The following is a 24,723-nucleotide window of genomic DNA, read 5'->3' as shown; positions in this document are numbered from 1 at the left end:
AATATCGGACGAGGACTGAGAAATGGGAATCCGCAAGTACAAGCCGACTACGCCGGGCCGTCGTGGCTCCAGCGTCGCCGACTTCGTCGAGGTAACGCGGTCCACGCCGGAGAAGTCGCTGGTTCGCCCGCTGCACAGCAAGGGCGGCCGTAACAACGCCGGTCGGATCACCGTTCGTCACCAGGGTGGCGGACACAAGCGCGCCTACCGTGTGATCGACTTCCGTCGTCACGACAAGGACGGCGTGCCGGCCAAGGTCGCGCACATCGAGTACGACCCCAACCGCACCGCGCGCATCGCGCTGCTGCACTACGCGGACGGCGAGAAGCGCTACATCCTCGCCCCGCGCGGCACGCAGCAGGGTGACCGGATTGAGAGCGGCCCTGGCGCCGACATCAAGCCCGGCAACAACATGGCGCTGCGCAACATCCCGGTCGGTACGACCATCCACGCCATCGAGCTGCGGCCCGGCGGCGGCGCGAAGTTCGCCCGCTCCGCGGGTGCCTCCGTGCAGCTGCTCGCGAAGGAAGGCGCCATGGCGCACCTTCGCATGCCGTCCGGTGAGATCCGCCTGGTCGACGTCCGCTGCCGCGCCACCATCGGCGAGGTCGGCAACGCCGAGCAGTCGAACATCAACTGGGGCAAGGCCGGCCGTATGCGCTGGAAGGGCGTCCGCCCGACCGTGCGTGGTGTCGTGATGAACCCGGTCGACCACCCGCACGGTGGTGGTGAAGGCAAGACCTCCGGTGGTCGTCACCCGGTCTCGCCGTGGGGCAAGAAGGAGGGTCGTACTCGTGATCGCAACAAGGCGAGCAACAAGTACATCGTCCGCCGCCGCAAGTCGAACAAGAAGCGCTAGGAGCGGGTTTAGATGCCGCGCAGTCTCAAGAAGGGGCCCTTCGTCGACGACCACCTCGTAAAGAAGGTGGACGTCCAGAACGAAGCCGGCACCAAGAACGTCATCAAGACCTGGTCCCGTCGCTCGATGATCATCCCCAGCATGCTGGGTCACACGATCGCGGTGCACAACGGCAAGACCCACATCCCGGTGTTCGTCACCGAGTCGATGGTCGGCCACAAGCTCGGCGAGTTCTCGCCGACGCGCACCTTCCGGGGTCACGTCAAGGACGACCGGAAGTCGAAGCGCCGCTAAGGCGGGGTGGAATCGACTATGACTAACACCGAAGGGACAACCATGGAAGCCAGGGCCCAGGCGCGGTACATCCGCGTCACGCCCATGAAGGCCCGCCGCGTGGTGGACCTCATCCGTGGCATGGATGCCACGGAGGCTCAGGCGGTCCTGCGTTTCGCCCCGCAGGCCGCGAGCGTGCCGGTCGGCAAGGTGCTGGACAGCGCCATTGCCAACGCCGCGCACAACTACGACCACACCGACGCCTCTTCGCTGGTCATCAGCGAGGCGTACGTGGATGAGGGCCCGACCCTGAAGCGGTTCCGTCCGCGTGCTCAGGGCCGTGCCTACCGGATCCGTAAGCGGACCAGCCACATCACCGTGGTCGTCAGCAGCAAGGAAGGAACCCGGTAATGGGCCAGAAGGTAAACCCGCACGGGTTCCGGCTCGGTGTCACGACCGACTTCAAGTCGCGTTGGTACGCCGACAAGCTGTACAAGGACTACGTCAAGGAAGACGTCGCCATCCGTCGGATGATGACGTCCGGCATGGAGCGCGCCGGCATCTCGAAGGTGGAGATCGAGCGCACCCGTGACCGTGTGCGTGTGGACATCCACACCGCTCGTCCCGGCATCGTCATCGGCCGCCGTGGCGCCGAGGCCGACCGCATCCGCGGTGACCTCGAGAAGCTCACGGGCAAGCAGGTCCAGCTGAACATCCTCGAGGTCAAGAACCCCGAGGTCGACGCTCAGCTCGTGGCCCAGGCCGTGGCGGAGCAGCTGTCCTCCCGCGTCTCCTTCCGCCGTGCCATGCGCAAGAGCATGCAGTCGGCGATGAAGGCCGGCGCCAAGGGCATCAAGATCCAGTGTGGTGGCCGTCTCGGCGGCGCCGAGATGTCCCGGTCCGAGTTCTACCGCGAGGGCCGTGTGCCGCTGCACACGCTGCGCGCGAACGTGGACTACGGCTTCTTCGAGGCCAAGACGACCTTCGGCCGTATCGGCGTGAAGGTCTGGATCTACAAGGGCGACGTCAAGAACATCGCCGAGGTCCGCGCCGAGAACGCCGCTGCCCGTGCGGGTAACCGCCCGGCCCGTGGCGGCGGCAACGACCGCCCGGCCCGTGGTGGCCGTGGTGGCGAGCGTGGCGGCCGCGGCCGCAAGCCGCAGCAGTCCGCGCCGGCTGCCGAGGCCCCCAAGGCCGACGCTCCCGCCGCCGCTGCTCCGGCTGCTGAGAGCACCGGAACGGAGGCCTGACCGAAATGCTGATCCCCCGTAGGGTCAAGCACCGCAAGCAGCACCACCCGAAGCGCCGTGGTCAGGCCAAGGGCGGTACGACGGTTGCGTTCGGCGAGTACGGCATTCAGGCCCTCACGCCGGCGTACGTGACCAACCGCCAGATCGAGGCGGCTCGTATCGCGATGACCCGCCACATCAAGCGTGGCGGCAAGGTCTGGATCAACATCTACCCGGACCGCCCGCTGACCAAGAAGCCTGCCGAGACCCGCATGGGTTCCGGTAAGGGTTCGCCCGAGTGGTGGGTCGCGAACGTTCACCCGGGCCGGGTGATGTTCGAGCTGTCCTACCCGAACGAGAAGATTGCTCGTGAGGCGCTCACCCGCGCTGCTCACAAGCTTCCGATGAAGTGCCGCATCGTCCGGCGCGAGGCAGGTGAGTCGTGATGTCGGCCGGTACCAAGGCTTCCGAGCTGCGCGAGCTGGGCGACGAGGAGCTTCTCAACAAGCTCCGCGAAGCCAAGGAAGAGCTGTTCAACCTCCGCTTCCAGGCGGCGACGGGTCAGCTCGAGAACCACGGTCGGCTCAAGGCCGTCCGTAAGGACATCGCGCGGATCTACACCCTGATGCGTGAGCGCGAGCTGGGCATCGAGACGGTGGAGAGCGCCTGATGAGCGAGAGCAACGTGACTGAGAACACCGAGACCCGCGGATTCCGCAAGACCCGCGAGGGTCTGGTCGTCAGCGACAAGATGGACAAGACCGTCGTCGTCGCCGTCGAGGACCGCGTCAAGCACGCCCTGTACGGCAAGGTCATCCGCCGTACGAACAAGCTCAAGGCGCACGACGAGCAGAACGCTGCCGGCGTCGGCGACCGCGTCCTCCTGATGGAGACGCGTCCGCTGTCGGCGACCAAGCGCTGGCGCATCGTCGAGATCCTCGAGAAGGCCAAGTAATTCTCTGAGGCATCCCTCAGAGTTCGTTCCGCCAGGCTCGGCAGGGGCCCGCTCGTAAGAGTCGAGCCCCTGCCGGGAACCGGCAGACAAACAGGAGATAGACGTGATCCAGCAGGAGTCGCGACTGCGCGTCGCCGACAACACGGGTGCGAAGGAAATTCTCACCATCCGTGTTCTCGGTGGCTCGGGTCGCCGCTACGCGGGCATCGGTGACGTCATCGTCGCCACCGTCAAGGACGCGATCCCCGGTGGCAACGTGAAGAAGGGTGACGTCGTCAAGGCGGTCATCGTTCGCACCGTCAAGGAGCGCCGCCGTCCGGACGGCTCGTACATCCGCTTCGACGAGAACGCCGCCGTCATTCTGAAGAACGACGGCGACCCTCGCGGCACCCGTATCTTCGGCCCCGTCGGCCGTGAGCTGCGCGAGAAGAAGTTCATGAAGATCATCTCGCTCGCGCCGGAGGTGCTGTAAGCATGAAGATCAAGAAGGGCGACCTGGTTCAGGTCATCACCGGTAAGGACAAGGGCAAGCAGGGCAAGGTCATTGCCGCTTACCCGCGCGAGGAGCGCGTCCTGGTCGAGGGTGTCAACCGGGTCAAGAAGCACACGAAGGCCGCCCCGACGGCCAGCGGCTCGCAGGCCGGCGGCATCGTGACCACCGAGGCCCCCGTCCACGTCTCCAACGTCCAGCTGGTCGTGGAGAAGGACGGCAACAAGGTCGTCACGCGCGTCGGTTACCGCTTCGACGACGAGGGCAACAAGATCCGCGTTGCCAAGCGGACGGGTGAGGACATCTGATGACGACCACCACCACTCCGCGTCTCAAGACGAAGTACCGCGAGGAGATCGCGGGCAAGCTGCGTGAGGAGTTCTCCTACGAGAACGTCATGCAGATCCCCGGTCTCGTCAAGATCGTGGTCAACATGGGTGTCGGCGACGCCGCCCGTGACTCGAAGCTGATCGACGGCGCCATCCGCGACCTCACCACGATCACCGGCCAGAAGCCGGCCGTGACGAAGGCCCGGAAGTCCATCGCGCAGTTCAAGCTGCGCGAGGGTCAGCCGATCGGCTGCCACGTCACGCTCCGTGGCGACCGCATGTGGGAGTTCCTGGACCGCACCCTGTCGCTCGCGCTGCCGCGCATCCGCGACTTCCGCGGTCTGTCCCCCAAGCAGTTCGACGGCCGTGGCAACTACACCTTCGGTCTCACGGAGCAGGTCATGTTCCACGAGATCGACCAGGACAAGATCGACCGCGTCCGGGGTATGGACATCACCGTGGTCACCACGGCGACCAACGACGACGAGGGCCGCGCCCTCCTTCGTCACCTCGGCTTCCCGTTCAAGGAGGCGTAAGCGAGATGGCGAAGAAGGCTCTGATTGCCAAGGCTGCTCGTAAGCCCAAGTTCGGTGTGCGTGCGTACACCCGCTGCCAGCGCTGCGGCCGTCCGCACTCCGTCTACCGCAAGTTCGGCCTGTGCCGCGTGTGCCTTCGTGAGATGGCTCACCGTGGCGAGCTGCCGGGCGTGACCAAGAGCTCCTGGTAGTCCCCCCTTTTCAAGGGTTTTAGGGACTCCTGGATCTCTCGGTAAGTAAAGGGTCGGCAGAGGCCCACCCCTCCATGGCTTAGGCTAGGAGGGTTGGGCGTCTGCCGCCCTGACCGACTTACTACGCCGTAGGTCCCCGCGCCGCACCCGTCCCGCCTCTGAGTGGGGAGAGGGATGGCGCAGATAGGAAACCCCGGCGAGAGAGGCCGAAGGCCAATTCATGACCATGACTGATCCGATCGCGGACATGCTGACTCGTCTGCGTAACGCGAACTCGGCGTACCACGACACCGTGGCGATGCCGCACAGCAAGATCAAGTCTCACATCGCGGAGATCCTCCAGCAGGAGGGCTTCATCACGGGCTGGAAGGTCGAGGACGCCGAGGTTGGCAAGAACCTCGTTCTCGAGCTGAAGTTCGGCCCGAACCGTGAGCGCTCCATCGCGGGCATCAAGCGGATCTCCAAGCCCGGTCTCCGGGTTTACGCGAAGTCCACCAACCTGCCGAAGGTCCTCGGCGGCCTGGGCGTGGCGATCATCTCCACGTCGCACGGTCTCCTGACCGGACAGCAGGCAGGCAAGAAGGGCGTAGGTGGGGAAGTCCTCGCCTACGTCTGGTAGTCGGGAACGGAGGAATAGCTAATGTCGCGTATTGGCAAGCTCCCCATCACGGTTCCCGCCGGCGTGGACGTCACCATCGACGGCCAGACGGTCGCGGTCAAGGGCCCCAAGGGGACCCTGAGCCACACCATCGTCGCGCCTATCGAGATCGCTAAGGGTGAGGACGGCGTTCTGAACGTCACCCGCCCGAACGACGAGCGTCAGAACAAGGCCCTGCACGGCCTGTCCCGCACGCTGGTGGCGAACATGATCACCGGCGTGACCCAGGGTTACGTGAAGAAGCTCGAAATCAGCGGTGTCGGTTACCGCGTCCTGGCGAAGGGCTCCAACCTGGAGTTCTCGCTCGGCTACAGCCACCCGATCCTGATCGAGGCGCCCGAGGGCATCTCCTTCAAGGTCGAATCGGCGACCAAGTTCTCGGTCGAGGGCATCGACAAGCAGAAGGTCGGCGAGGTTGCGGCCAACATCCGCAAGCTGCGCAAGCCCGACCCGTACAAGGCCAAGGGCGTCAAGTACGAAGGCGAAGTCATCCGCCGCAAGGTCGGAAAGGCGGGTAAGTAAGCCATGGCATACGGTGTCAAGATTGCTAAGGGCGACGCTTACAAGCGTGCTGCCATCAAGCGTCGTCACATCCGCATCCGTAAGCACATCTCGGGTACGGCTGAGCGTCCGCGCCTGGTCGTGACGCGCTCCAACCGCCACATCGTGGCCCAGGTCATCGACGACATCAAGGGTCACACCCTTGCGTCGGCGTCGACCCTGGACAGCACGATCCGCGGCGCCGAGGGCGACAAGTCCGCGGCCGCCAAGTCGGTCGGCGCCCTGGTCGCCGAGCGCGCCAAGGCCGCCGGTGTCGAGACTGTCGTGTTCGACCGTGGTGGTAACCAGTACGCCGGGCGCATCGCCGCCCTGGCGGACGCCGCCCGCGAAGCCGGACTCAAGTTCTGAGTCGGTTCCGTAGCTAGCGGAAACAGAGAGAGGTAATTCCAATGGCTGGACCCCAGCGCCGCGGTGGCGGTGCCGGTGGCGGCGAGCGGCGGGACCGGAAGGGTCGCGACGGTGGCGCTGCTGCCGCCGAGAAGACCGCGTACGTTGAGCGCGTTGTCGCGATCAACCGCGTCGCCAAGGTTGTGAAGGGTGGTCGTCGCTTCAGCTTCACCGCGCTGGTCGTGGTGGGCGATGGTGACGGCACCGTGGGTGTCGGTTACGGCAAGGCCAAGGAGGTGCCGGCCGCCATCGCCAAGGGTGTTGAGGAGGCCAAGAAGCACTTCTTCAAGGTCCCCCGTATCCAGGGCACCATCCCGCACCCGATCACGGGCGAGAAGGCTGCGGGCGTCGTCCTGCTGAAGCCTGCTTCCCCCGGTACCGGTGTTATCGCCGGTGGCCCGGTGCGCGCCGTGCTCGAGTGCGCCGGCGTTCACGACATCCTGTCCAAGTCGCTCGGTTCGTCGAACGCGATCAACATCGTGCACGCGACCGTGGCGGCCCTCAAGGGTCTGCAGCGTCCCGAGGAGATCGCGGCTCGCCGTGGTCTGCCCCTCGAGGACGTCGCTCCCGCGGCTCTGCTGCGGGCGCGTGCCGGGGCTGGTGCTGCGTAATGGCACAGCTCAAGATCACGCAGACGAAGTCGTACATCGGCAGCAAGCAGAACCACCGCGACACCCTGCGTTCCCTTGGTCTCAAGGGCATCAACACGCAGGTCGTCAAGGAGGACCGCCCCGAGTTCCGCGGAATGGTGCACACCGTCCGCCACCTCGTGACGGTCGAGGAGGTCGACTGACATGGCGGAGCAGAACCCGCTGAAGATCCACAACCTCCGCCCCGCCCCGGGCGCCAAGACCGCCAAGACCCGTGTGGGTCGTGGTGAGGCGTCCAAGGGTAAGACCGCTGGTCGTGGTACCAAGGGCACCAAGGCCCGTTACCAGGTTCCGGAGCGCTTCGAGGGTGGCCAGATGCCCCTCCACATGCGTCTTCCGAAGCTCAAGGGCTTCAAGAACCCGTTCAAGACCGAGTTCCAGGTCGTGAACCTCGACAAGCTGAGCGCGCTGTACCCCGAGGGTGGCGAGGTCACCGTCGAGGGTCTCGTCGCCAAGGGTGCCGTTCGCAAGAACAGCCTCGTCAAGGTGCTCGGCCAGGGTGAGCTCACCGTGGCGCTGCAGGTGACGGTCGACGCCGTCTCCGGCTCCGCCAAGGAGAAGATCACCGCCGCGGGCGGTACCGTCACCGAGCTCGTCTGATCTTCCCTCAGACGTGTCGATGACATGAGCGATTCCCAGCCGGGGATGCCCCACAAAAGGGGCATCCCCGGTTGGTCGTTCCAAGGGGGGCACGGTCGCCGGTAAGGTGGCGTGCACTGTCTAAGCTCCGTGCGGTCTGCCCGCACGGTTTTGTTGACTGATACGTATTCGTCGAACCTCAAGACCACCACCTCTGACGCACGCGCGCGGGGGTCGCAGGAGGCACCGTGCTCACCGCGTTCGCCCGGGCGTTCAAGACGCCCGACCTGCGCAAGAAGCTGCTCTTCACGCTCGGCATCATCGTGATCTACCGGCTGGGCACGCACATGCCCATCCCCGGGGTCGACTACAAGAACGTCCAGGCCTGTGTCGACAACGCCGGTCAGAACCAGGGCCTGTTCGGTCTCGTCAACATGATGAGCGGCGGCGCGCTGCTGCAGATCACGATCTTCGCGCTCGGCATCATGCCGTACATCACGGCGAGCATCATTTTGCAGCTGCTGACCGTGGTGATCCCGCGACTGGAGGCCCTCAAGAAGGAGGGCCAGGCCGGCACGGCGAAGATCACGCAGTACACGCGCTATCTGACCATCGCGCTCGCGATCCTGCAGGGCACGGGTCTGGTGGCCACCGCCCGCACCGGCTCCCTCTTCCAGGGCTGCCCCGTCGCCAGCGAGATCGTCCCGGACCAGTCGATCTTCGTCACCATCACGATGGTCATCACCATGACCGCCGGCACCGCCTGCGTGATGTGGCTCGGTGAGCTGATCACCGACCGCGGCATCGGCAACGGCATGTCGATCCTGATGTTCATCTCGATCGCCGCGACCTTCCCGAGCGCCCTGTGGGCCATCAAGGAGCAGGGCGACCTGGCCGACGGCTGGATCGAGTTCGGCACGGTCATCGCGGTCGGTCTCGTCATGGTCGGTCTGGTGGTCTTCGTCGAGCAGGCGCAGCGGCGCATTCCCGTCCAGTACGCGAAGCGCATGATCGGCCGCAGGTCCTACGGCGGTACGTCGACGTACATTCCGCTGAAGGTCAATCAGGCGGGCATCATCCCTGTGATCTTCGCCTCGTCGTTGCTCTACATTCCGGCGCTGGTCGCCCAGTTCGCGGGCGGCACCTCGGGATGGAAGACGTGGATCGAGGCAAACCTGACCAAGGGTGACCACCCGATCTACATCGCCACGTACTTCATCCTGATCGTCTTCTTCGCCTTCTTCTACGTCGCGATCTCCTTCAACCCCGAGGAAGTCGCCGACAACATGAAGAAGTATGGTGGCTTCATCCCGGGCATCCGGGCTGGCCGTCCGACCGCTGAGTACCTGAGTTACGTACTCAACCGGATCACCTGGCCGGGTTCGCTGTATCTGGGACTGATCGCTCTCGTGCCGACGATGGCGTTGGTTGGCTTCCAGGCAAACCAGAACTTCCCGTTCGGCGGGACGAGCATCCTGATCATCGTGGGTGTGGGTCTGGAAACCGTGAAGCAGATCGAGAGCCAGCTCCAGCAGCGCAATTACGAAGGGTTCCTCCGCTGATGCGAATCGTCCTCGTCGGGCCGCCCGGTGCGGGCAAGGGAACGCAGGCCGCGTTCCTCGCCAAGAACCTGTCGATCCCGCACATCTCCACGGGCGACCTCTTCCGTGCCAACATCAGCCAGGGCACGGAGCTGGGCAAGCAGGCGAAGGCGTACATGGACGCCGGCAACCTCGTGCCCGACGAGGTGACGATCGGCATGGCGAAGGACCGCATGGCGCAGTCGGACGCCGCCGGCGGCTTCCTGCTCGACGGCTTCCCGCGGAACGTGTCGCAGGCCGAGGCGCTCGACGAGGCGCTGAAGGCCGACGGCCAGAAGCTCGACGCCGTCCTGGACCTGGAGGTCCCCGAGGACGAGGTCGTCAAGCGCATCGCGGGCCGTCGCATCTGCCGCAACGACTCCAGCCATGTCTTCCACGTGACGTACAGCAAGCCGGAGCGAGAAGGCGTCTGCGACGTCTGCGGCGGCGAGCTGTACCAGCGCGGCGACGACAAGGAAGAGACCGTGCGCAAGCGTCTCGACGTGTACCACCGCGAGACCGAGCCGATCATCGACCACTACAAGGGCCAGGGCCTGGTCGTGACGATCTCGGCGCTCGGCAAGGTGGACGAGGTCACCAAGCGCGCGATGGACGCCCTCAAGGGCGACAAGTAGTTCAGTACGCTGTTTCGGCCGCGGTGCCCTGTCTGGGGACCGCGGCCGTACTGTTGTCTACGTACCCGGTTCGTGTGTGCGTAGCCGGTTTGTCGACGGATGACGGAGAGCGGAAGCCCCATGGTGCAGATCAAGACCCCCGAGCAGATCGCGAAGATGCGTGAGGCGGGCCTTGTCGTCGCCGCCGTGCACGCGGCGACCCGCGAGGCCGCGGTGCCCGGGGCCACCACGAAGGACCTGGACGAGGTCGCCCGCAAGGTGATCGCCGAGCACGGCGCGAAGTCCAACTTCCTCGGTTACGGCGGCTTCCCCGCGACGATCTGCACCTCTGTGAACGAGGTCGTCGTGCACGGCATCCCGGACGACAAGACCGTCCTCAAGGACGGCGACATCATCTCCATCGACGCCGGCGCGATCATCGACGGCTGGCACGGCGACGCGGCCTACACCGCCTTCGTCGGCACCGGTCACGCCCCGGAGCTGGTCGAGCTCTCCCGGGTGACCGAGGAGTCGATGTGGGCCGGGATCGCGGCCATGAAGCAGGGCAACCGCCTGGTGGACATCTCCCGGGCCATCGAGACGTACATCCGCCGCCAGCCCAAGCCGGGCGGCGGCAAGTACGGCATCGTCGAGGACTACGGCGGCCACGGCATCGGCACCGAGATGCACATGGACCCGCACCTCCTGAACTACGTCGAGCGCCGCCGCGGCAAGGGCCCCAAGCTGGTGCCCGGCCTCTGCCTCGCGATCGAGCCGATGGTCTCCCTCGGCACCCCGCGCACGGAGGTCCTGGAGGACGACTGGACCGTCATCACCACGGACGGCACCTGGTCCTCGCACTGGGAGCACTCCGTCGCGCTGACGGAGGAGGGCCCGCTGGTGCTGACGGCCCCCGACTGCGGCAAGGCGAAGCTGGCGGAGTACGGGGTCACCGTGGCGCCGGACCCGCTGGCGTCCTGACCCCGCTGCTTAACGATCTACGCGATGGGGCAGACTCTCTCGATTCGTCTTTCCGAGAGCCCTGACGTAGACTGACGCGTCGGCTCTCGTGCATCCGTGTGTCTGCATACGGAGCGCGTAGTCGATCAAGGTAGTCGATTCGAAGGGCGAAGCGTGGCCAAGAAGCAAGGTGCCATCGAGATCGAAGGCACTGTCGTCGAGTCTCTTCCGAACGCCATGTTCAAGGTGGAGCTCCAGAACGGCCACCAGGTCCTGGCACACATCAGCGGCAAGATGCGTATGCACTACATCCGCATCCTCCCTGACGACCGGGTCGTGGTGGAGCTGTCTCCGTACGACCTGACGCGTGGCCGGATCGTCTACCGGTACAAGTAGATCTTGCCCGCATCCCGCTCGCGCGGGGTGGTGGCACTGACCCGGAGAACCTCACCCAATGAAGGTCAAGCCGAGCGTCAAGAAGATCTGCGACAAGTGCAGGGTGATCCGCCGTCACGGCCGGGTCATGGTCATCTGCGACAACCCGCGCCACAAGCAGCGCCAGGGCTGACGCACGACTGCAGTTCGCAGATTTTCGCGCGACGCAAGTAAGCACATATGCAGGACCCGTCCCTCTTCAGTTCCTTTGGTAATGGAGGGCGACACCCCCGGTCGGAGGCCGGGGACCCAGCAGGTACCAACCCTTTTCCAGCGAAAAGGGGACGGCCGTTGGGAGTGGTTCTGCTGAAGACCTCCGAAGAATCAACAGGAGCCATGAATGGCACGCGTTGAAGGCGTTGACCTCCCGCGCGACAAGCGCATCGAGGTCGCCCTCACCTACGTGTTCGGCATCGGCCGCACGCTGGCCCAGCAGACGCTGGACGCCACCGAGGTGGACCGCAACACCCGCGTCCGCGACCTGACCGAGGAAGACCTCGTCAAGATCCGCGAGTACGTGGACGCCAACATCAAGACCGAGGGTGACCTCCGTCGCGAGATCCAGGCCGACATCCGTCGCAAGGTCGAGATCGGCTGCTACCAGGGTCTGCGCCACCGTCGTGGCCTGCCCGTCCGCGGTCAGCGCACCAGCACGAACGCCCGCACCCGCAAGGGCCCGCGTCGCGCCATCGCCGGTAAGAAGAAGCCGGGCAAGAAGTAGTCCTCGCTCAGCGGTCTATCGACAGCTGTCGCTGCAGGACCGACCACCTCCCGTAGGAGTTATAGATGCCCCCCAAGGGTCGTCAGGGCGCTGCCAAGAAGGTGCGCCGCAAGGAAAAGAAGAACGTTGCCCACGGGCACGCTCACATCAAGAGCACGTTCAACAACACGATCGTGTCCATCACGGACCCGAGCGGCAACGTGATCTCGTGGGCCTCCGCCGGCCACGTCGGCTTCAAGGGCTCGCGCAAGTCCACGCCGTTCGCCGCGCAGATGGCCGCCGAGTCGGCTGCCCGTCGCGCGCAGGAGCACGGCATGCGCAAGGTCGACGTCTTCGTCAAGGGCCCGGGTTCCGGTCGCGAGACCGCCATCCGTTCGCTCCAGGCGACCGGTCTTGAGGTCGGCTCGATCCAGGACGTGACGCCCACGCCGCACAACGGCTGCCGTCCGCCCAAGCGCCGCCGCGTCTGACGCACGGCAGTTCTTGAGGTTCCGGGCGGTACGGCTCTTCGGAGCCGTGCCGCCCGTACCCTTGTAGTGAATTCAGGGCATCAAATAGTGGGTGCCCCTGACTGAAGGAACGCAACATGCTGATTGCTCAGCGCCCCTCGTTGACCGAAGAGGTCGTCGACGAATTCCGCTCCCGGTTCGTGATCGAGCCGCTGGAGCCGGGCTTCGGCTACACCCTCGGCAACTCCCTGCGCCGTACGCTCCTCTCCTCGATCCCGGGTGCGGCCGTCACGTCCATCCGCATCGACGGTGTCCTGCACGAGTTCACCACCGTGCCGGGCGTCAAGGAGGACGTCACCGACCTCATCCTGAACATCAAGCAGCTGGTCGTCTCCTCGGAGCACGACGAGCCGGTCGTGATGTACCTGCGCAAGCAGGGCCCGGGTCTGGTCACCGCCGCCGACATCGCGCCCCCGGCCGGTGTCGAGGTGCACAACCCCGACCTCGTCCTCGCCACGCTCAACGGCAAGGGCAAGCTGGAGATGGAGCTGACCGTCGAGCGCGGTCGCGGCTACGTCTCCGCCGTGCAGAACAAGCAGGTCGGTCAGGAGATCGGGCGCATCCCGGTCGACTCGATCTACTCGCCGGTCCTCAAGGTCACGTACAAGGTCGAGGCGACCCGTGTCGAGCAGCGCACCGACTTCGACAAGCTGATCGTCGACGTCGAGACCAAGCAGGCCATGCGCCCGCGCGACGCCATGGCTTCCGCCGGCAAGACCCTGGTCGAGCTGTTCGGTCTGGCGCGCGAGCTCAACATCGACGCCGAGGGCATCGACATGGGCCCGTCCCCGACGGACGCCGCCCTGGCCGCCGATCTGGCGCTGCCGATCGAGGAGCTGGAGCTCACCGTTCGGTCGTACAACTGCCTCAAGCGTGAGGGCATCCACTCGGTGGGCGAGCTGGTGGCCCGCTCCGAGGCGGACCTGCTCGACATTCGCAACTTCGGTGCGAAGTCGATCGACGAGGTCAAGATGAAGCTGAACGGTATGGGCCTGGCCCTCAAGGACTCGCCTCCCGGGTTCGACCCGACCGCTGCCGCCGACGCCTTCGGCGCCGACGACGACGCGGACGCCGGTTTCGTGGAGACCGAGCAGTACTGATGACTGCCCGCGGGCGTCCGCCCGCGGGGCCCTGACCCCGGTACCTGATACGGCCGGGGCAGATCACTAGGAGAAACACCATGCCGAAGCCTGCCAAGGGTGCCCGTCTGGGCGGCAGCGCCGCGCACGAGAAGCTTCTGCTGGCGAACCTCGCCAAGCAGCTCTTCGAGTACGGCCGCATCACCACCACCGAGGCGAAGGCCCGCCGCCTGCGTCCGTACGCGGAGCGTCTGGTCACCAAGGCGAAGAAGGGTGACCTTCACAACCGCCGCCAGGTGCTGTCCGTCATCACCGACAAGAGCCTCGTGCACACGCTCTTCACGGAGATCGGCCCGCGCTACGAGAACCGCCCGGGTGGCTACACCCGTATCACCAAGATCGGTAACCGTCGTGGCGACAACGCGCCCATGGCGATCATCGAGCTGGTGGAGGCCCTGACCGTGGCCCAGCAGGCCACCGGTGAGGCCGAGGCCGCCACGAAGCGCTCCGCCAAGGACGCCGAGGCCGCCGACGCCAAGGCCGACACGGCGAAGGCCGACGAGGCTGCCGAGGCTCCGGCCGAGGAGTCGAAGGACGCGTAAGCGTTCTGCCCTTCAGGGCGTCGCGGGCCCGCCCCCTGCCGGGGCGGGCCCGCTTTTTTGTTGCCTGAGAGGATCCACGAGTGAGTGACGAAGCAGAGCCCGGGTTCGTACGGGTGCGGTTGGACCTGTCCTACGACGGCCGGGACTTCTCCGGCTGGGCCAAGCAGCGCCAGGGGCAGCGGACCGTGCAGGGGGAGATCGAGGCCGCGCTGCGGACCGTGACGCGCTCCGAGCAGACGTACGAGCTGACCGTGGCCGGGCGGACCGACAGCGGGGTGCACGCGCGGGGCCAGGTCGCCCACGTCGACCTGCCCGAGGCCGTGTGGGACGAGCACCGCGACAAGCTGCTGCGGCGGCTCGCGGGACGGCTGCCGCACGACGTGCGGGTGTGGAAGGTGGCCGAGGCGCCCGCGGGGTTCAACGCGCGGTTCTCCGCCGTCTGGCGGCGGTACGCCTACCGCGTGACCGACCACCCCGGCGGCGTCGACCCGCTGTTGCGTGGCCATGTGCTGTGGCACGACTGGGAGCTGGACCTGGATGCCATGAACGCCGCCGCCGAACGGCTGATCGGCGAGCACGACTTCGCCGCGTACTGCAAGCGCCGCGAGGGCGCCACGACCATCCGCACGCTTCAGGAGCTGCGCTGGGAGCGGCGGCCCGACGGCATCCTGGAGGCCACCGTGCGGGCCGACGCGTTCTGCCACAACATGGTGCGCTCGCTGGTCGGCGCCATGCTGTTCGTGGGGGACGGGCACCGGCCCGTGGAGTGGCCCGGCAAGGTGCTCGAAGCGGGGGTGCGGGACTCCGCCGTGCACGTGGTGCGGCCGCACGGGCTGACCCTCGAAGAGGTCGGCTACCCGGCCGACGAGCTGCTGGCCGCGCGCAACAAGGAGGCCCGCAACAAGCGGACGCTGCCCGGCGCCGGCTGCTGCTGAGCCGGCAGCGGCCGCGCTACTCGGGGGCCGCCGCCGCGGCGGACGCCTGGGCCCGGCCTCGCTGGTCGATCTGGCGGAAGGCGAAACGGGCCATGGTGTCGCCGACGGCGTACGCCTTGCGGTCGGCGGTCGTGACGCTCTTGCCGCTGGGGTAGCCCGTGGTGGTGAAGTAGGCGTAGCGGCCGTAGGAGTGGTACGTCCCGCGGCACACGCCCGTCTGGCAGAAGCTCGGCACACCCTTGCCGGGCAGCGCCGTGACCAGGCCGTTCTTCACCTGCTTCATCACCTTCGTGGCCTCGGCGGAGGTGTCGAAGACGGCGACGCCGATGGTGACGGCGATGCCGCCCTTGACGTAGCTGACGCGGATCAGCCGGGTGCAGTCGTTGGCGGTGAGAATGGCGCCGAGGGCGGGCTGCGTGACGGACGCGCACTTGTTCGTGCTGTCGGTCCGGCCCTTCTTGTAGACGTTCTCGCCCGAGGTGTACGTCCTGCCGGGGAAGAGGCCCTCGGGGGTGAGCGGCGCCTTGTCCTTCTTCGCGCTGGCGATGAAGTCCTTGGGGTCCGGCGGGGGCGGCGGCGTGGTCTCTTTGAACGTCGGACCGGGGTCGTCGCTCGCGCCGGGGATCTCCGCCGTTGCCGGCAGCTCACTCGCGGGCTTGTTCGAGGCGGTGGCGTCGTCGCTGTTCGCCGAGACGACGGTGATCGCCACGGCGGCCGCGACCGCGATCGTGGCGAGCGCGCCACCGCCGATCATCAGCCATCTGCGGCGCCGGGCGCGTGCCTCGGAGGCCTCGGCGAGTGCCGCCCAGTCGGGCGTGGGTCCCCCGCCGAAGCCGCCCGTGCCGCCCTGGCCCCACTGAGGCCCCCCTTGCCCAAAGCTCATGGGGCGCATCTTAGACGGGCGGCCCGGGATGTTGAGCGGGGGTCGCGCGGGGTTCCCGCCCTAGCCTGAGGCGTATGAATACGGGCGAAACGGCTGTTGTCGGATGGTTGTCGCGGCCCGCCGGGCGGCATGCCCGGGCCGTGCTCGGCCTCGTGCTGCTCGCCGGGGTCGTCCGGGTGGGGCTGCGGGCGCCGGACGGCGGGATGGACAACGCCATCGTGGTGCGGGCCGCCGAGGCGTGGATCCACGGCCGTTCGCCCTACGCCGACCGGCACTTCCTCTATCTGCCGGGCGCCGTGCTCGCCGCCGTGCCCCAGGCCCTGCTGCCCACCGCCGTGGTCCGCTTCCTGGTGCCTGCCGGCGTCACCGCCGGGCTCGTCACCGGCTGGGCGTGCGCCCTGCGGGTGTACGGGGTGTCCTGGCGCAGCCGGTTCGCGGTGTACGGCCTGCTGGGGCTCGCCCTCGGCTTCGCGCCGTTCGGGCACCTCGTCCAGCTCGGGAACTGGACGGTGGCATCCGCGGCCGCGCTGCCGCTCGCCCTGCTGTGCGTGTGCCGGGGGCGGTGGACGGCGGCCGGGCTCGTCATCGGCGCCGCCGTCGCGGTGAAGCCGCTGCTGGTGCCCGTCGTGCTCCTCTTCGTCTTCGCCGGGCGCCGGCGGGCGCTCGGGGTCGCGCTCGGCGTGCCCGCGGGGGTGTCGCTCGCGGCCGCGCTCGTGCTGCCGGACCCCGCCGGGTTCTTCACCCGGACCCTGCCCTTCCTGCTGCGCGGTGACGACGCCTTCGTACGGCTCTACGAGGCATCGCCCTCGGCGGTGCTCGCGCGGGTCGGAGTACCGCAGGCGGCGGCGACGCTGCTCGCGGGGTGTGCGGCCGCGGCCGGGGTGTGGTGTGCGTGGCGGCGCTGGGGGAGGGGCGACGCGGGGCCTTCGCGGGTGGTGGAGTGCGCCACGATGCTGATGCTTTCCGCCTTTCTCGTCTCCCGGCCCTCCTACGACCACTACCTGCTCGTCGTGGTGCCGCTGCTGCTCGCGGGCGCGTTGCGGGCGGGGGCGGCGGCGCGCAGTCCGTGGTTCTGGGTGGCGCTGGTGCCGCAGGTGCCGGGGTTCGCCTGGCCGTGGCTCGAACCCATGACGCGGCGCGCCTTCAAGGACGCGGCGACGCTCTGTCTGCTCGCGGTCACGGTCGGGTGGGCGGGTGCGGCGGGGGCGTTGAGCGGTCGGTGCGGGGTGGAGCGGGCGGGCCGTTACTCTGATGAGTGCAGACCTGTCCGTGGTGTGTGAGTCGTCGGTTCCGGTCTTCAGGGCCGCGTTTTGACCGGTACGGGGCGGCGCGGGTACTCTCGGGGATTGATACGTATTGGTGTCCTCGATCTCACGCGAAAGGGCCCTTGCGTAGGTTCCCTGGAGCAGTTACCAGTGGCTCGCATACGGGCAGCGTCCCCGGCATTGTGGGCCCCAGCTGCATGATCGCTTCCTGGGTGCCGTGTGTCTGGACCCCATCCACTGAAGAAGCGAAGGCTACTAAGTGCGTACGTACAGCCCTAAGCCCGGCGATGTCACCCGCCAGTGGCACGTCATCGACGCCCGGGACATCGTCCTCGGTCGTCTGGCGACCACCGCTGCCACCCTCCTGCGTGGCAAGCACAAGCCGATCTATGCCCCCCACGTCGACACCGGTGACTTCGTCATCATCGTCAACGCGGACAAGGTGCACCTGTCCGGCAACAAGAAGACCCAGAAGATGGCGTACCGCCACTCCGGTTACCCGGGTGGTCTGCGTTCCGTCCGCTACGACGAGCTGCTTGCGAAGAGCCCCGAGAAGGCCGTCGAAAAGGCCGTCAAGGGCATGCTCCCCAAGAACACCCTGGGCCGTCAGATGCTCTCGAAGCTGAAGGTCTACGCGGGCGACCAGCACCCGCACGGCGCTCAGCAGCCGGTCCCGTTCGAGATCACCCAGGTCGCGCAGTAGTTCCGGCCACCCCCAAAGACGAAAAAGAATCTGAGGAGCATCGTGGCCGAGACCACCGTTGAGCAGCCGGTCGAAGAGACCGAGATCGCTGACGTCGAGCAGTACACCACCGAGTCCGAGGCGCCGCTTGAGGGCGAGTACACCTCGGAGTCGAACCCGGCGCGCTTCGGCGACCCGCAGCCGGCCGCCGGCCTGGGCCGTCGCAAGAACGCCATCGCCCGCGTCCGGATCGTCCCGGGCACCGGCAAGTGGAAGGTCAACGGGCGCACGCTCGAGGACTACTTCCCGAACAAGGTCCACCAGCAGGAAGTCAACGAGCCCTTCAAGGTGCTCGAGCTCGACAACCGCTACGACGTCATCGCCCGCATCTCGGGTGGCGGCGTCTCCGGTCAGGCCGGTGCGCTCCGTCTCGGTGTCGCCCGCGCGCTGAACGAGGCCGACGTCGACAACAACCGCGCCGCCCTCAAGAAGGCCGGTTACCTCAAGCGTGACGACCGTGCGGTCGAGCGCAAGAAGGCCGGTCTCAAGAAGGCCCGTAAGGCCCCGCAGTACAGCAAGCGCTAATCGCTGCCTGCTCGTACTTCTCGTTCGCCCCGGCGGCACTCACCGTGCTGCCGGGGCGTTCGTCTATCAGGAACGAACGTTCGGAGGACAGCAGTGGGACGACTCTTCGGCACGGACGGCGTGCGTGGTGTCGCCAACGCGGATCTGACGGCCGAGCTCGCGCTCGGACTCTCCGTGGCGGCGGCACACGTACTGGCCGAGGCGGGCACCTTTGAAGGCCATCGCCCGGTCGCGGTGGTCGGGCGGGATCCGCGCGCGTCCGGGGAGTTCCTGGAGGCCGCGGTGGTCGCGGGCCTCGCGAGCGCGGGCGTGGACGTCCTGCGCGTCGGTGTGCTGCCCACCCCGGCGGTGGCGCATCTCACCGGTGCGCTGGGCGCCGACCTCGGCGTGATGCTCTCCGCCAGCCACAACGCCATGCCGGACAACGGCATCAAGTTCTTCGCCCGCGGCGGCCACAAGCTCGCCGACGAGCTGGAGGACCGCATCGAGTCCGTGTATGAGGAGCACCGCACCGGCGCGCCCTGGCAGCGCCCGACCGGCTCCGGTGTCGGCCGCGTGACCTCCTACGACCAGGGCCTCGACCAGTACATCGCGCACCTGCTCGGTGTCCTGCCCAACCGCCTCGACGGACTGAAGATCGTCCTGGACGAGGCGCACGGCGCCGCCGCCCGGGTCTCCCCGGAGGCGTTCACGCGCGCCGGTGCCGAGATCATCACCATCGGCGCGCAGCCCGACGGCCTGAACATCAACGACGGCTGCGGCTCGACCCACCTGGGCCTGCTGAAGGCCGCCGTCGTCGAGCACAAGGCCGACTTCGGCATCGCGCACGACGGGGACGCGGACCGCTGCCTCGCCGTGGACCACACCGGCGCGGAGGTCGACGGCGACCAGATCCTCGCCGTGCTGGCCCTCGCCATGCGCGAGCACGGCACGCTGCGTCACGACACCGTTGTCGCCACCGTGATGTCGAACCTCGGCTTCAAGCTGGCCATGGAGGCCCAGGGCCTGTCCCTGGTGCAGACCGGCGTCGGCGACCGGTACGTCCTGGAGGCGATGAAGGAGCACGGCTTCGCCCTCGGCGGCGAGCAGTCCGGGCACGTGATCGTCCTGGACCACGCCACCACCGGCGACGGCACCCTGACCGGCCTGCTGCTCGCGGCGCGGGTCGCCGAGACCGGCCGTACGCTGGCCGACCTCGCCGGTGTCATGGAGCGCCTGCCGCAGGTCCTCATCAATGTGCCGGACGTCGACAGGTCCCGCGTGAAGACCTCGGCGGAACTGGCCGGCGCCGTCACCGACGCCGAGCGGGAGCTGGGCTCCACGGGACGGGTGCTGCTGCGCCCCTCGGGGACCGAGCCGCTGGTGCGGGTCATGGTCGAGGCCGCCGACATCGAGCAGGCCCGGTCCGTGGCCGAGCGGCTCGCCGACGCGGTGAAGTCGGCGCTGGGCTAGAGGCGCCGTGTCTTCGCGGTACGTTCGCGCTGGCCGGCCCAGAGGGCCTTCTGGGCCAGCAGCGTGAGCGTACCGGCGAGGACGATGCCGACGAGGTTGAGCAGGAGCTGCTCGGTGGAGCCCCACGCCTGCTTGTACTCGCTGTAGCTGAAGGCGACCGCGGCGTTCGCCCCCGCGGGGACCGTCGTCACGGAGATCGCCACTCCCACCAGGGCGCCCGACTTGGCCGAGGTGAGCGAGAGCGTGCCCGCCGCGCCCGCGAGGACCGCCACGACGAACGAGAACCAGTCCGGGCGGTAGATGAAGTTCGTGTTCGGGCGCTCCGACTTCAGGGCCTCGTCGCTGAACAGGTTCACGGCGTCCATGAAGTAGCTGAACCCGACCGTCACCAGCATCGCCACCAGGAAGCCCACGAGCAGCGCGATCAGTGAGCGCAGCGCCAGCTTCGGGGCCCGCCGCACCAGCGCCGTGCAGAAACCGGCGAGGGGTCCGAACTCCGGGCCGACGGCCATCGCGCCCACGATCAGGATCGCGTTGTCCAGCACGACACCGCAGGCCGCGATCATCGTGGCGAGCGTGATGAACGCGACGTAGGTGACCGAGAGCGTGGACTCCTCGTGGGTCGCGTCGGACAGCTGCTCCCACAGCACCGCGTCCGCCCCCTCGCCCGGCGCGTCGTCCTCGGCCCTGGTGGCGCGCTCGGAGAGCGAGAGGTCGATGGTCTCGACCGCGATCGAGCCGCACTTGTCGAGGTCCAGCGCGCGCAGGCCGGCGATCAGCTCGTCGCCCGCCTCCCGGGCGACGTCGCACATGATGACGTCGCCCTTCGGGTCGCGGGCCGCCCCCGGGACCACGGCGAGGTGCGTGGTGCCGGTCGTCGCCTCGATCAGGCGCAGCACGTCGTCGGTCTTGTCCTCGGGGGAGATCAGGCGCAGGTGCAGCATCCGAGCAGGGTAGTCGGCCGTTCGAGCGGCCGGGTCCTTCAGAGTTTGCGCAGGCTCAGGCGCTGGACCTTGTGGTCGGGGCCCTTGCGGAGCACCAGGGCGGCCCGGCCGCGGGTGGGCGCCACGTTCTCCAGGAGGTTCGGCTTGTTGATCGTGCGCCAGGTGGTGCGGGCGTAGTCCAGGGCCTCCTCCTCCGACACCTGCGTGTACTTGCGGAAGTAGGAGGAGGGGTCCTGGAAGGCCGTGTCGCGCAGCTTCTTGAAGCGGTTCAGATACCAGCGCTCGATGTCCTCGGTGCGGGCGTCGACGTACACGCTGAAGTCGAAGTAGTCCGCGAGACCCACGCGGGTGCGGCCGTCCTTGCCGGGCAGGGCGGGCTGCAGGACGTTCAGGCCCTCCACGATGAGGATGTCGGGGCGGTGGACCGCGAGGCGCCTGCCCGGGACGATGTCGTAGATCAGGTGGGAGTAGACGGGGGCGGTGACTTCCTCCTTGCCCGCCTTGATGTCCGCCACGAAGCGGGTGAGGGCGCGGCGGTCGTACGACTCGGGGAAGCCCTTGCGGGACATCAGGCCGCGGGCCTGAAGCTCCTTGGTGGGCAGCAGGAAGCCGTCGGTCGTGACGAGTTCGACGCGGGGGTGTTCCGGCCAGCGCGAGAGCAGGGCCTGCAGGAGGCGGGCGACGGTCGACTTGCCGACGGCCACGGAGCCGGCGACCCCTATCACGAAGGGGGTGCCGGACTGGGAGCGCTTCTCGCCGAGGAAGGTGTTGAGGGCCCCGCGCAGGCCGTCCGTCGCGCCGACGTAGAGGTTCAGCAGGCGGGAGAGCGGGAGGTAGATGTCGCGTACCTCGTCCAGGTCGATGACGTCTCCGAGGCCGCGCAGCTTCTCCACCTCCTCCGCCGTCAGGGGCAGGGGCGTCTTCTCCCGCAGAGCGCTCCACTCGGCGCGGGTCAGGTCGAGGTAGGGAGTCGCCTCCGGCTTGTGCCGGTGGGCGCTCCGCTGCGCCTTGTCTGGCGCGGAGACCGAAGAGATCACAGTCCATTGTTACGGCTGTTTGAACGGCCGTGGGGTGGCCGAGTGGTGGGGTGTGTCACGCTGAGCCGTTGTTTTCCGGGCGATTTCTGGGGTGAGTGAGCCTGTGATTATCGGGGTCGGCATCGACGTGGCCGAGATCGAGCGGTTCGGGGCGGCGATGGCCCGGACGCCGGGCATGGCCGAACGGCTGTTCCTGGACAGCGAGTTGCTGCTGCCGAGCGGGGAGCGGCGCGGGGTGGCCTCGCTCGCGGCCCGTTTCGCGGCGAAGGAGGCGCTGGCCAAGGCGCTGGGGGCGCCGGGGGGGCTTCGGTGGACCGACGCCGAGGTGTACGTCGAGGGGAGCGGGCAGCCGCGGGTGCGGGTGCGGGGGACGGTCGCGGCGCGCGCCGCCGAGCTGGGGGTGCGGTCCTGGCACGTGTCGTTGAGCCACGACGCGGGGGTGGCCTCGGCGGTGGTGGTGGCGGAGGGATGACCTCGGGGCGCACCGCCGCTTGACGTTTCGGCGGAGGTGTTTCTCCCGCCCCTCCCTCTCGCCGCGATGGCCCGGCGGGGCAGGGGCAGACTGGGGGGATGCGTAGTGCTTATGGCGTGGAGAGTGTCCGGGCTGCCGAGCGTGCGGCCATGGGGCGGGGGCCCGAAGGGGCGCTGATGCAGCGGGCGGCGGCCGGGCTGGCCGCCGAGTGCGCCCGGCTCCTCGGCAAGGTGTACGGGGCCCGGGTGACGCTGCTCGTGGGCAGTGGGGACAACGGCGGTGACGCCCTCTACGCGGGGGCCCGGCTGGCCCGGCGCGGCGCGGGGGTCAGCGCGGTGCTGCTCGCCCCGGAGCGGACCCACTCCGGTGGGCTCGCCGCCCTGCGCGCGGCCGGCGGGGCGGTCGTGGGCGCGGACGAGGACAGGGCCGAGGGCGTCGTCGCGGGGGCCCGGCTCGTGGTGGACGGCATCGTCGGGATCGGCGGGCGCGGCGGGCTCCGGGAGCGTGCCGCCCGCCTCGCGGGAGCCGTCGCGCGGGACGCCGTGGTCGTCGCCGTGGACCTGCCGAGCGGCGTCGACGCCGACACGGGCGAGGTGCGCGGAGAGGCGGTGCGCTCCGATGTGACGGTGACGTTCGGTACGCACAAGCCGGGGCTGCTGATCGACCCGGGGCGTGAGTACGCCGGTGCGGTGCGGCTCGTCGACATCGGTCTGGAGCTGCCGGCGGAGGAGCGGGCGGCGGAGGCCCTGCAGTACGTCGACGTGGCGGGGCTGCTGCCGAGGCCGGGCGGGGAGAGCGACAAGTACCGGCGCGGTGTCGTCGGCGTCGTGGCCGGTTCCGGGCGGTACCCGGGCGCCGCCGTGCTCTGCGTGGCCGGTGCGCTGCGCGGCGGCGCGGGCGCCGTGCGGTACGTGGGGCCCGCCGCGGACGCCGTGCTCGCCCGCTACCCCGAGACGCTGGTGTCCGCGGGGCCGCCGTCGAAGGCCGGGCGGGTGCAGGCCTGGGCCGTGGGACCCGGGCTCGGGGACGACGGGGAACGGCTGCGGGACGTGATCGGCGCGGACGTGCCCCTCCTGATCGACGCCGATGGCCTGCGGCTGGCCGAGGAGCGGGAGGTCCGGGCCCGGCGCGCGCCCACGCTGCTCACGCCGCACGCCGGGGAGGCCGCCGCCCTGCTCGGCGTCCGCCGCGAGGAGGTGGAGGCGGCGCGGCTCGACGCCGTGCGGGAACTGGCGGGGCGCTTCGGGGCGACCGTGCTGCTGAAGGGGTCCACCACGTTGGTCGCCTCGGCCGAGGGCGCCGTACGCGTCAATCCCACGGGCACCCCGTGGCTCGCCACGGCGGGCAGCGGCGACGTGCTGTCCGGGCTCGCCGGCTCCCTGCTCGCGGCGGGGCTCGACGCCCGGGACGCGGGTTCGGTGGGCGCGTACCTGCACGGCCTCGCGGCCCGCCACGTCGCGGACGGCGCACCCGTGGCCGCCCAGGACGTGGCCGACGCGATCCCGACGGCCTGGCGGGACGTGTGCCGGGGGGACTGATACGGGGCGGCGACGTGGCGGGTGGTGACGGGCGGGCCGCAGCTTTCGGGCCGCTGGCTCGGGCGGCGGCTGCGGGGTGACTGGGCCGGGCGGCGGCGGGTGGGGCAACTGGCTTGGGCGGTGGCGGGTGGTGACGGGCGGGCCGCAGCTTTCGGGCCGCTGGCTCGGGCGGCGGCTGCGGGGTGACTGGGCCGGGCGGCGGCTGCGGGGTGACTGGGCCGGGCGGCGGCTGCGGGGTGACTGGGCCGGGCGGCGGCTGCGGGGTGACTGGGCCGGGCGGCGGCGGGTGGGGTGACTGGGCCGGGCGGCGGCGGGTGGGGCAACTGGCTTGGGCGGTGGCGGGTGGTGACGGGCGGGCCGCAGTTTTCGGGCCGCCGGCTCGGGCGGCAGCTGCCGGGTGACTTGGGCGAGCGGTGGCGGGCGGGGCGACTGGGTGGAGTGGCGACGGGTGGGTGCCGGGCCGGGCTGTGGTGGGTGCGGCGACCGGCCCCGGGGCGGCAGGCGCGTGACTGGCTGAGCGCTGGCTGTCGGGTGACCGGGGCGAGCGGTGGCGGGTGGGTGACCGGGCCGGACCGTGGTGGGGTGCGGCGACCGGACCAGTGGCGGCAGGCGGCTGACCGGGGGGAGCGGTGACGGGCGGGTGATCGGCTCGGGACGCGGCAGGTGGGGTGGGCTCGGGCGGTGGGGGAGCGGTCGGGCGGTGGGGGTCGCTGGGCACGGAGGTGGGCGGGCGG

36 protein-coding genes are annotated in these 24,723 nt (G+C 68.8%); 33 read left to right on the top strand and 3 right to left on the bottom strand.

The features are described from left to right. Positions 1 to 22: 22 nt before the first annotated feature. The 27 genes from rplB to truA all read left to right on the top strand — a co-directional run bounded on the left by rplB (position 23) and on the right by truA (position 15,131). On the top strand, positions 23 to 859 hold the full coding sequence (rplB, locus tag ACZ5GP_RS25485) for a 50S ribosomal protein L2 (protein ID WP_055698225.1): 837 nt from the start codon (positions 23 to 25) through the stop codon (positions 857 to 859). Positions 860 to 871: 12 nt separating this feature from the next. Continuing rightward, positions 872 to 1,153, top strand: coding sequence for a 30S ribosomal protein S19 (gene rpsS / locus ACZ5GP_RS25480; protein ID WP_125514475.1), 282 nt, complete (start codon positions 872 to 874; stop codon positions 1,151 to 1,153). Between the two features lie 42 nt (positions 1,154 to 1,195). Continuing rightward, entirely contained in the window at positions 1,196 to 1,543 is a 348-nt protein-coding gene (gene rplV / locus ACZ5GP_RS25475; protein ID WP_004571827.1) for a 50S ribosomal protein L22, read from the top strand. Further along, complete coding sequence (gene rpsC, locus ACZ5GP_RS25470) at positions 1,543 to 2,382, top strand: 30S ribosomal protein S3 (protein ID WP_358577385.1); 840 nt, start codon at positions 1,543 to 1,545, stop codon at positions 2,380 to 2,382. Before rplV ends, rpsC begins: the two co-directional genes overlap by 1 nt. Positions 2,383 to 2,387: 5 nt before the next feature. Further along, positions 2,388 to 2,807, top strand: coding sequence for a 50S ribosomal protein L16 (gene rplP, locus ACZ5GP_RS25465; protein WP_030782563.1), 420 nt, complete (start codon positions 2,388 to 2,390; stop codon positions 2,805 to 2,807). Beyond that, a complete protein-coding gene (gene rpmC / locus ACZ5GP_RS25460) occupies positions 2,807 to 3,031 on the top strand; it encodes a 50S ribosomal protein L29 (protein ID WP_005481220.1) in 225 nt (74 codons plus the stop codon). The genes rplP and rpmC overlap by 1 nt, the downstream gene beginning before the upstream one ends. Further along, entirely contained in the window at positions 3,031 to 3,315 is a 285-nt protein-coding gene (gene rpsQ / locus ACZ5GP_RS25455) for a 30S ribosomal protein S17 (RefSeq protein WP_125514477.1), read from the top strand. Before rpmC ends, rpsQ begins: the two co-directional genes overlap by 1 nt. 103 nt (positions 3,316 to 3,418) lie before the next feature. Next, complete coding sequence (rplN, locus tag ACZ5GP_RS25450; RefSeq protein ID WP_003974257.1) at positions 3,419 to 3,787, top strand: 50S ribosomal protein L14; 369 nt, start codon at positions 3,419 to 3,421, stop codon at positions 3,785 to 3,787. Between the two features lie 2 nt (positions 3,788 to 3,789). Beyond that, the gene (rplX, locus tag ACZ5GP_RS25445) at positions 3,790 to 4,113 is read left to right on the top strand and encodes a 50S ribosomal protein L24 (protein ID WP_358577388.1); all 324 of its coding nucleotides are present in this window, start codon (positions 3,790 to 3,792) and stop codon (positions 4,111 to 4,113) included. Next, positions 4,113 to 4,670, top strand: coding sequence for a 50S ribosomal protein L5 (gene rplE, locus ACZ5GP_RS25440; RefSeq protein WP_125514478.1), 558 nt, complete (start codon positions 4,113 to 4,115; stop codon positions 4,668 to 4,670). Before rplX ends, rplE begins: the two co-directional genes overlap by 1 nt. 5 nt (positions 4,671 to 4,675) lie before the next feature. Next, positions 4,676 to 4,861 carry a type Z 30S ribosomal protein S14 gene (locus tag ACZ5GP_RS25435; RefSeq protein ID WP_003956452.1) on the top strand — a complete coding sequence of 62 codons (186 nt, stop codon included), beginning with the start codon at positions 4,676 to 4,678 and terminating at the stop codon, positions 4,859 to 4,861. A gap of 220 nt (positions 4,862 to 5,081) precedes the next feature. Continuing rightward, entirely contained in the window at positions 5,082 to 5,480 is a 399-nt protein-coding gene (rpsH, locus tag ACZ5GP_RS25430; protein WP_018528360.1) for a 30S ribosomal protein S8, read from the top strand. A gap of 21 nt (positions 5,481 to 5,501) precedes the next feature. After that, entirely contained in the window at positions 5,502 to 6,041 is a 540-nt protein-coding gene (gene rplF, locus ACZ5GP_RS25425; protein ID WP_055527119.1) for a 50S ribosomal protein L6, read from the top strand. A gap of 3 nt (positions 6,042 to 6,044) precedes the next feature. After that, positions 6,045 to 6,428 (top strand): 50S ribosomal protein L18, encoded by a 384-nt coding sequence (gene rplR, locus ACZ5GP_RS25420; protein ID WP_127912613.1) that lies wholly within the window; start codon positions 6,045 to 6,047, stop codon positions 6,426 to 6,428. Positions 6,429 to 6,469: 41 nt separating this feature from the next. After that, positions 6,470 to 7,078 carry a 30S ribosomal protein S5 gene (rpsE, locus tag ACZ5GP_RS25415; protein ID WP_007384078.1) on the top strand — a complete coding sequence of 203 codons (609 nt, stop codon included), beginning with the start codon at positions 6,470 to 6,472 and terminating at the stop codon, positions 7,076 to 7,078. Then, positions 7,078 to 7,260 carry a 50S ribosomal protein L30 gene (gene rpmD, locus ACZ5GP_RS25410; protein WP_005481207.1) on the top strand — a complete coding sequence of 61 codons (183 nt, stop codon included), beginning with the start codon at positions 7,078 to 7,080 and terminating at the stop codon, positions 7,258 to 7,260. Before rpsE ends, rpmD begins: the two co-directional genes overlap by 1 nt. A gap of 1 nt (position 7,261) precedes the next feature. After that, entirely contained in the window at positions 7,262 to 7,717 is a 456-nt protein-coding gene (gene rplO / locus ACZ5GP_RS25405) for a 50S ribosomal protein L15 (RefSeq protein WP_468753018.1), read from the top strand. A 227-nt stretch (positions 7,718 to 7,944) separates the two neighbouring features. Further along, positions 7,945 to 9,258, top strand: coding sequence for a preprotein translocase subunit SecY (secY, locus tag ACZ5GP_RS25400; protein WP_468753017.1), 1,314 nt, complete (start codon positions 7,945 to 7,947; stop codon positions 9,256 to 9,258). Further along, positions 9,258 to 9,911 carry an adenylate kinase gene (locus tag ACZ5GP_RS25395; protein ID WP_468753016.1) on the top strand — a complete coding sequence of 218 codons (654 nt, stop codon included), beginning with the start codon at positions 9,258 to 9,260 and terminating at the stop codon, positions 9,909 to 9,911. The genes secY and ACZ5GP_RS25395 overlap by 1 nt, the downstream gene beginning before the upstream one ends. Positions 9,912 to 10,031: 120 nt before the next feature. After that, entirely contained in the window at positions 10,032 to 10,871 is an 840-nt protein-coding gene (gene map / locus ACZ5GP_RS25390; RefSeq protein WP_358577395.1) for a type I methionyl aminopeptidase, read from the top strand. A gap of 153 nt (positions 10,872 to 11,024) precedes the next feature. Then, positions 11,025 to 11,246, top strand: coding sequence for a translation initiation factor IF-1 (infA, locus tag ACZ5GP_RS25385; protein WP_003948620.1), 222 nt, complete (start codon positions 11,025 to 11,027; stop codon positions 11,244 to 11,246). A 58-nt stretch (positions 11,247 to 11,304) separates the two neighbouring features. Continuing rightward, positions 11,305 to 11,418: a 50S ribosomal protein L36 gene (gene rpmJ / locus ACZ5GP_RS25380; protein ID WP_003974245.1), complete on the top strand. Its 114-nt coding sequence runs from the start codon at positions 11,305 to 11,307 to the stop codon at positions 11,416 to 11,418. A 207-nt stretch (positions 11,419 to 11,625) separates the two neighbouring features. Beyond that, positions 11,626 to 12,006 (top strand): 30S ribosomal protein S13, encoded by a 381-nt coding sequence (gene rpsM, locus ACZ5GP_RS25375; protein ID WP_127912744.1) that lies wholly within the window; start codon positions 11,626 to 11,628, stop codon positions 12,004 to 12,006. A gap of 65 nt (positions 12,007 to 12,071) precedes the next feature. Then, positions 12,072 to 12,476 (top strand): 30S ribosomal protein S11, encoded by a 405-nt coding sequence (rpsK, locus tag ACZ5GP_RS25370; RefSeq protein WP_003956432.1) that lies wholly within the window; start codon positions 12,072 to 12,074, stop codon positions 12,474 to 12,476. A 116-nt stretch (positions 12,477 to 12,592) separates the two neighbouring features. After that, a complete protein-coding gene (locus ACZ5GP_RS25365) occupies positions 12,593 to 13,615 on the top strand; it encodes a DNA-directed RNA polymerase subunit alpha (RefSeq protein WP_016645160.1) in 1,023 nt (340 codons plus the stop codon). Between the two features lie 80 nt (positions 13,616 to 13,695). Continuing rightward, positions 13,696 to 14,196 (top strand): 50S ribosomal protein L17, encoded by a 501-nt coding sequence (gene rplQ / locus ACZ5GP_RS25360; RefSeq protein ID WP_468753015.1) that lies wholly within the window; start codon positions 13,696 to 13,698, stop codon positions 14,194 to 14,196. A gap of 80 nt (positions 14,197 to 14,276) precedes the next feature. Next, positions 14,277 to 15,131: a tRNA pseudouridine(38-40) synthase TruA gene (truA, locus tag ACZ5GP_RS25355; protein WP_468753014.1), complete on the top strand. Its 855-nt coding sequence runs from the start codon at positions 14,277 to 14,279 to the stop codon at positions 15,129 to 15,131. A gap of 16 nt (positions 15,132 to 15,147) precedes the next feature. Here truA and ACZ5GP_RS25350 read toward each other — a convergent pair whose 3' ends face one another. Next, the gene (locus ACZ5GP_RS25350; RefSeq protein ID WP_468753013.1) at positions 15,148 to 16,014 is read right to left on the bottom strand and encodes a hypothetical protein; all 867 of its coding nucleotides are present in this window, start codon (positions 16,012 to 16,014) and stop codon (positions 15,148 to 15,150) included. Between the two features lie 74 nt (positions 16,015 to 16,088). Between ACZ5GP_RS25350 and ACZ5GP_RS25345 the strand changes: the two genes are divergently transcribed. The 4 genes from ACZ5GP_RS25345 (at position 16,089) to glmM (ending at position 19,998) form a co-directional block, all read left to right on the top strand. Continuing rightward, entirely contained in the window at positions 16,089 to 17,294 is a 1,206-nt protein-coding gene (locus tag ACZ5GP_RS25345; protein ID WP_468753012.1) for a glycosyltransferase family 87 protein, read from the top strand. 244 nt (positions 17,295 to 17,538) lie between these two features. Further along, complete coding sequence (gene rplM, locus ACZ5GP_RS25340) at positions 17,539 to 17,982, top strand: 50S ribosomal protein L13 (protein WP_468753011.1); 444 nt, start codon at positions 17,539 to 17,541, stop codon at positions 17,980 to 17,982. A gap of 42 nt (positions 17,983 to 18,024) precedes the next feature. Then, positions 18,025 to 18,546, top strand: coding sequence for a 30S ribosomal protein S9 (gene rpsI, locus ACZ5GP_RS25335; protein ID WP_358577405.1), 522 nt, complete (start codon positions 18,025 to 18,027; stop codon positions 18,544 to 18,546). Positions 18,547 to 18,639: 93 nt separating this feature from the next. Beyond that, on the top strand, positions 18,640 to 19,998 hold the full coding sequence (gene glmM, locus ACZ5GP_RS25330; protein ID WP_361082888.1) for a phosphoglucosamine mutase: 1,359 nt from the start codon (positions 18,640 to 18,642) through the stop codon (positions 19,996 to 19,998). Here glmM and ACZ5GP_RS25325 read toward each other — a convergent pair. Together ACZ5GP_RS25325 and coaA are read right to left on the bottom strand one after the other, a co-directional pair. Then, positions 19,995 to 20,942 (bottom strand): DUF389 domain-containing protein, encoded by a 948-nt coding sequence (locus ACZ5GP_RS25325; RefSeq protein ID WP_468753010.1) that lies wholly within the window; start codon positions 20,940 to 20,942, stop codon positions 19,995 to 19,997. The two genes, glmM and ACZ5GP_RS25325, sit on opposite strands and share 4 nt — an antisense overlap. Before the next feature lie 38 nt (positions 20,943 to 20,980). Then, the gene (gene coaA / locus ACZ5GP_RS25320; RefSeq protein WP_468753167.1) at positions 20,981 to 21,976 is read right to left on the bottom strand and encodes a type I pantothenate kinase; all 996 of its coding nucleotides are present in this window, start codon (positions 21,974 to 21,976) and stop codon (positions 20,981 to 20,983) included. 106 nt (positions 21,977 to 22,082) lie between these two features. Between coaA and ACZ5GP_RS25315 the strand changes: the two genes are divergently transcribed. Both ACZ5GP_RS25315 and ACZ5GP_RS25310 read left to right on the top strand, forming a co-directional pair. Then, on the top strand, positions 22,083 to 22,451 hold the full coding sequence (locus tag ACZ5GP_RS25315; protein ID WP_468753009.1) for a holo-ACP synthase: 369 nt from the start codon (positions 22,083 to 22,085) through the stop codon (positions 22,449 to 22,451). Between the two features lie 98 nt (positions 22,452 to 22,549). After that, a complete protein-coding gene (locus tag ACZ5GP_RS25310) occupies positions 22,550 to 23,989 on the top strand; it encodes an NAD(P)H-hydrate dehydratase (protein WP_468753008.1) in 1,440 nt (479 codons plus the stop codon). Positions 23,990 to 24,723 lie beyond the last annotated feature (734 nt).

This window comes from Streptomyces sp. NPDC031466 (assembly GCF_055581265.1).
Note: the sequence above shows the minus strand (reverse complement) of the source record. Positions and strands in the feature narration are given on the sequence as shown.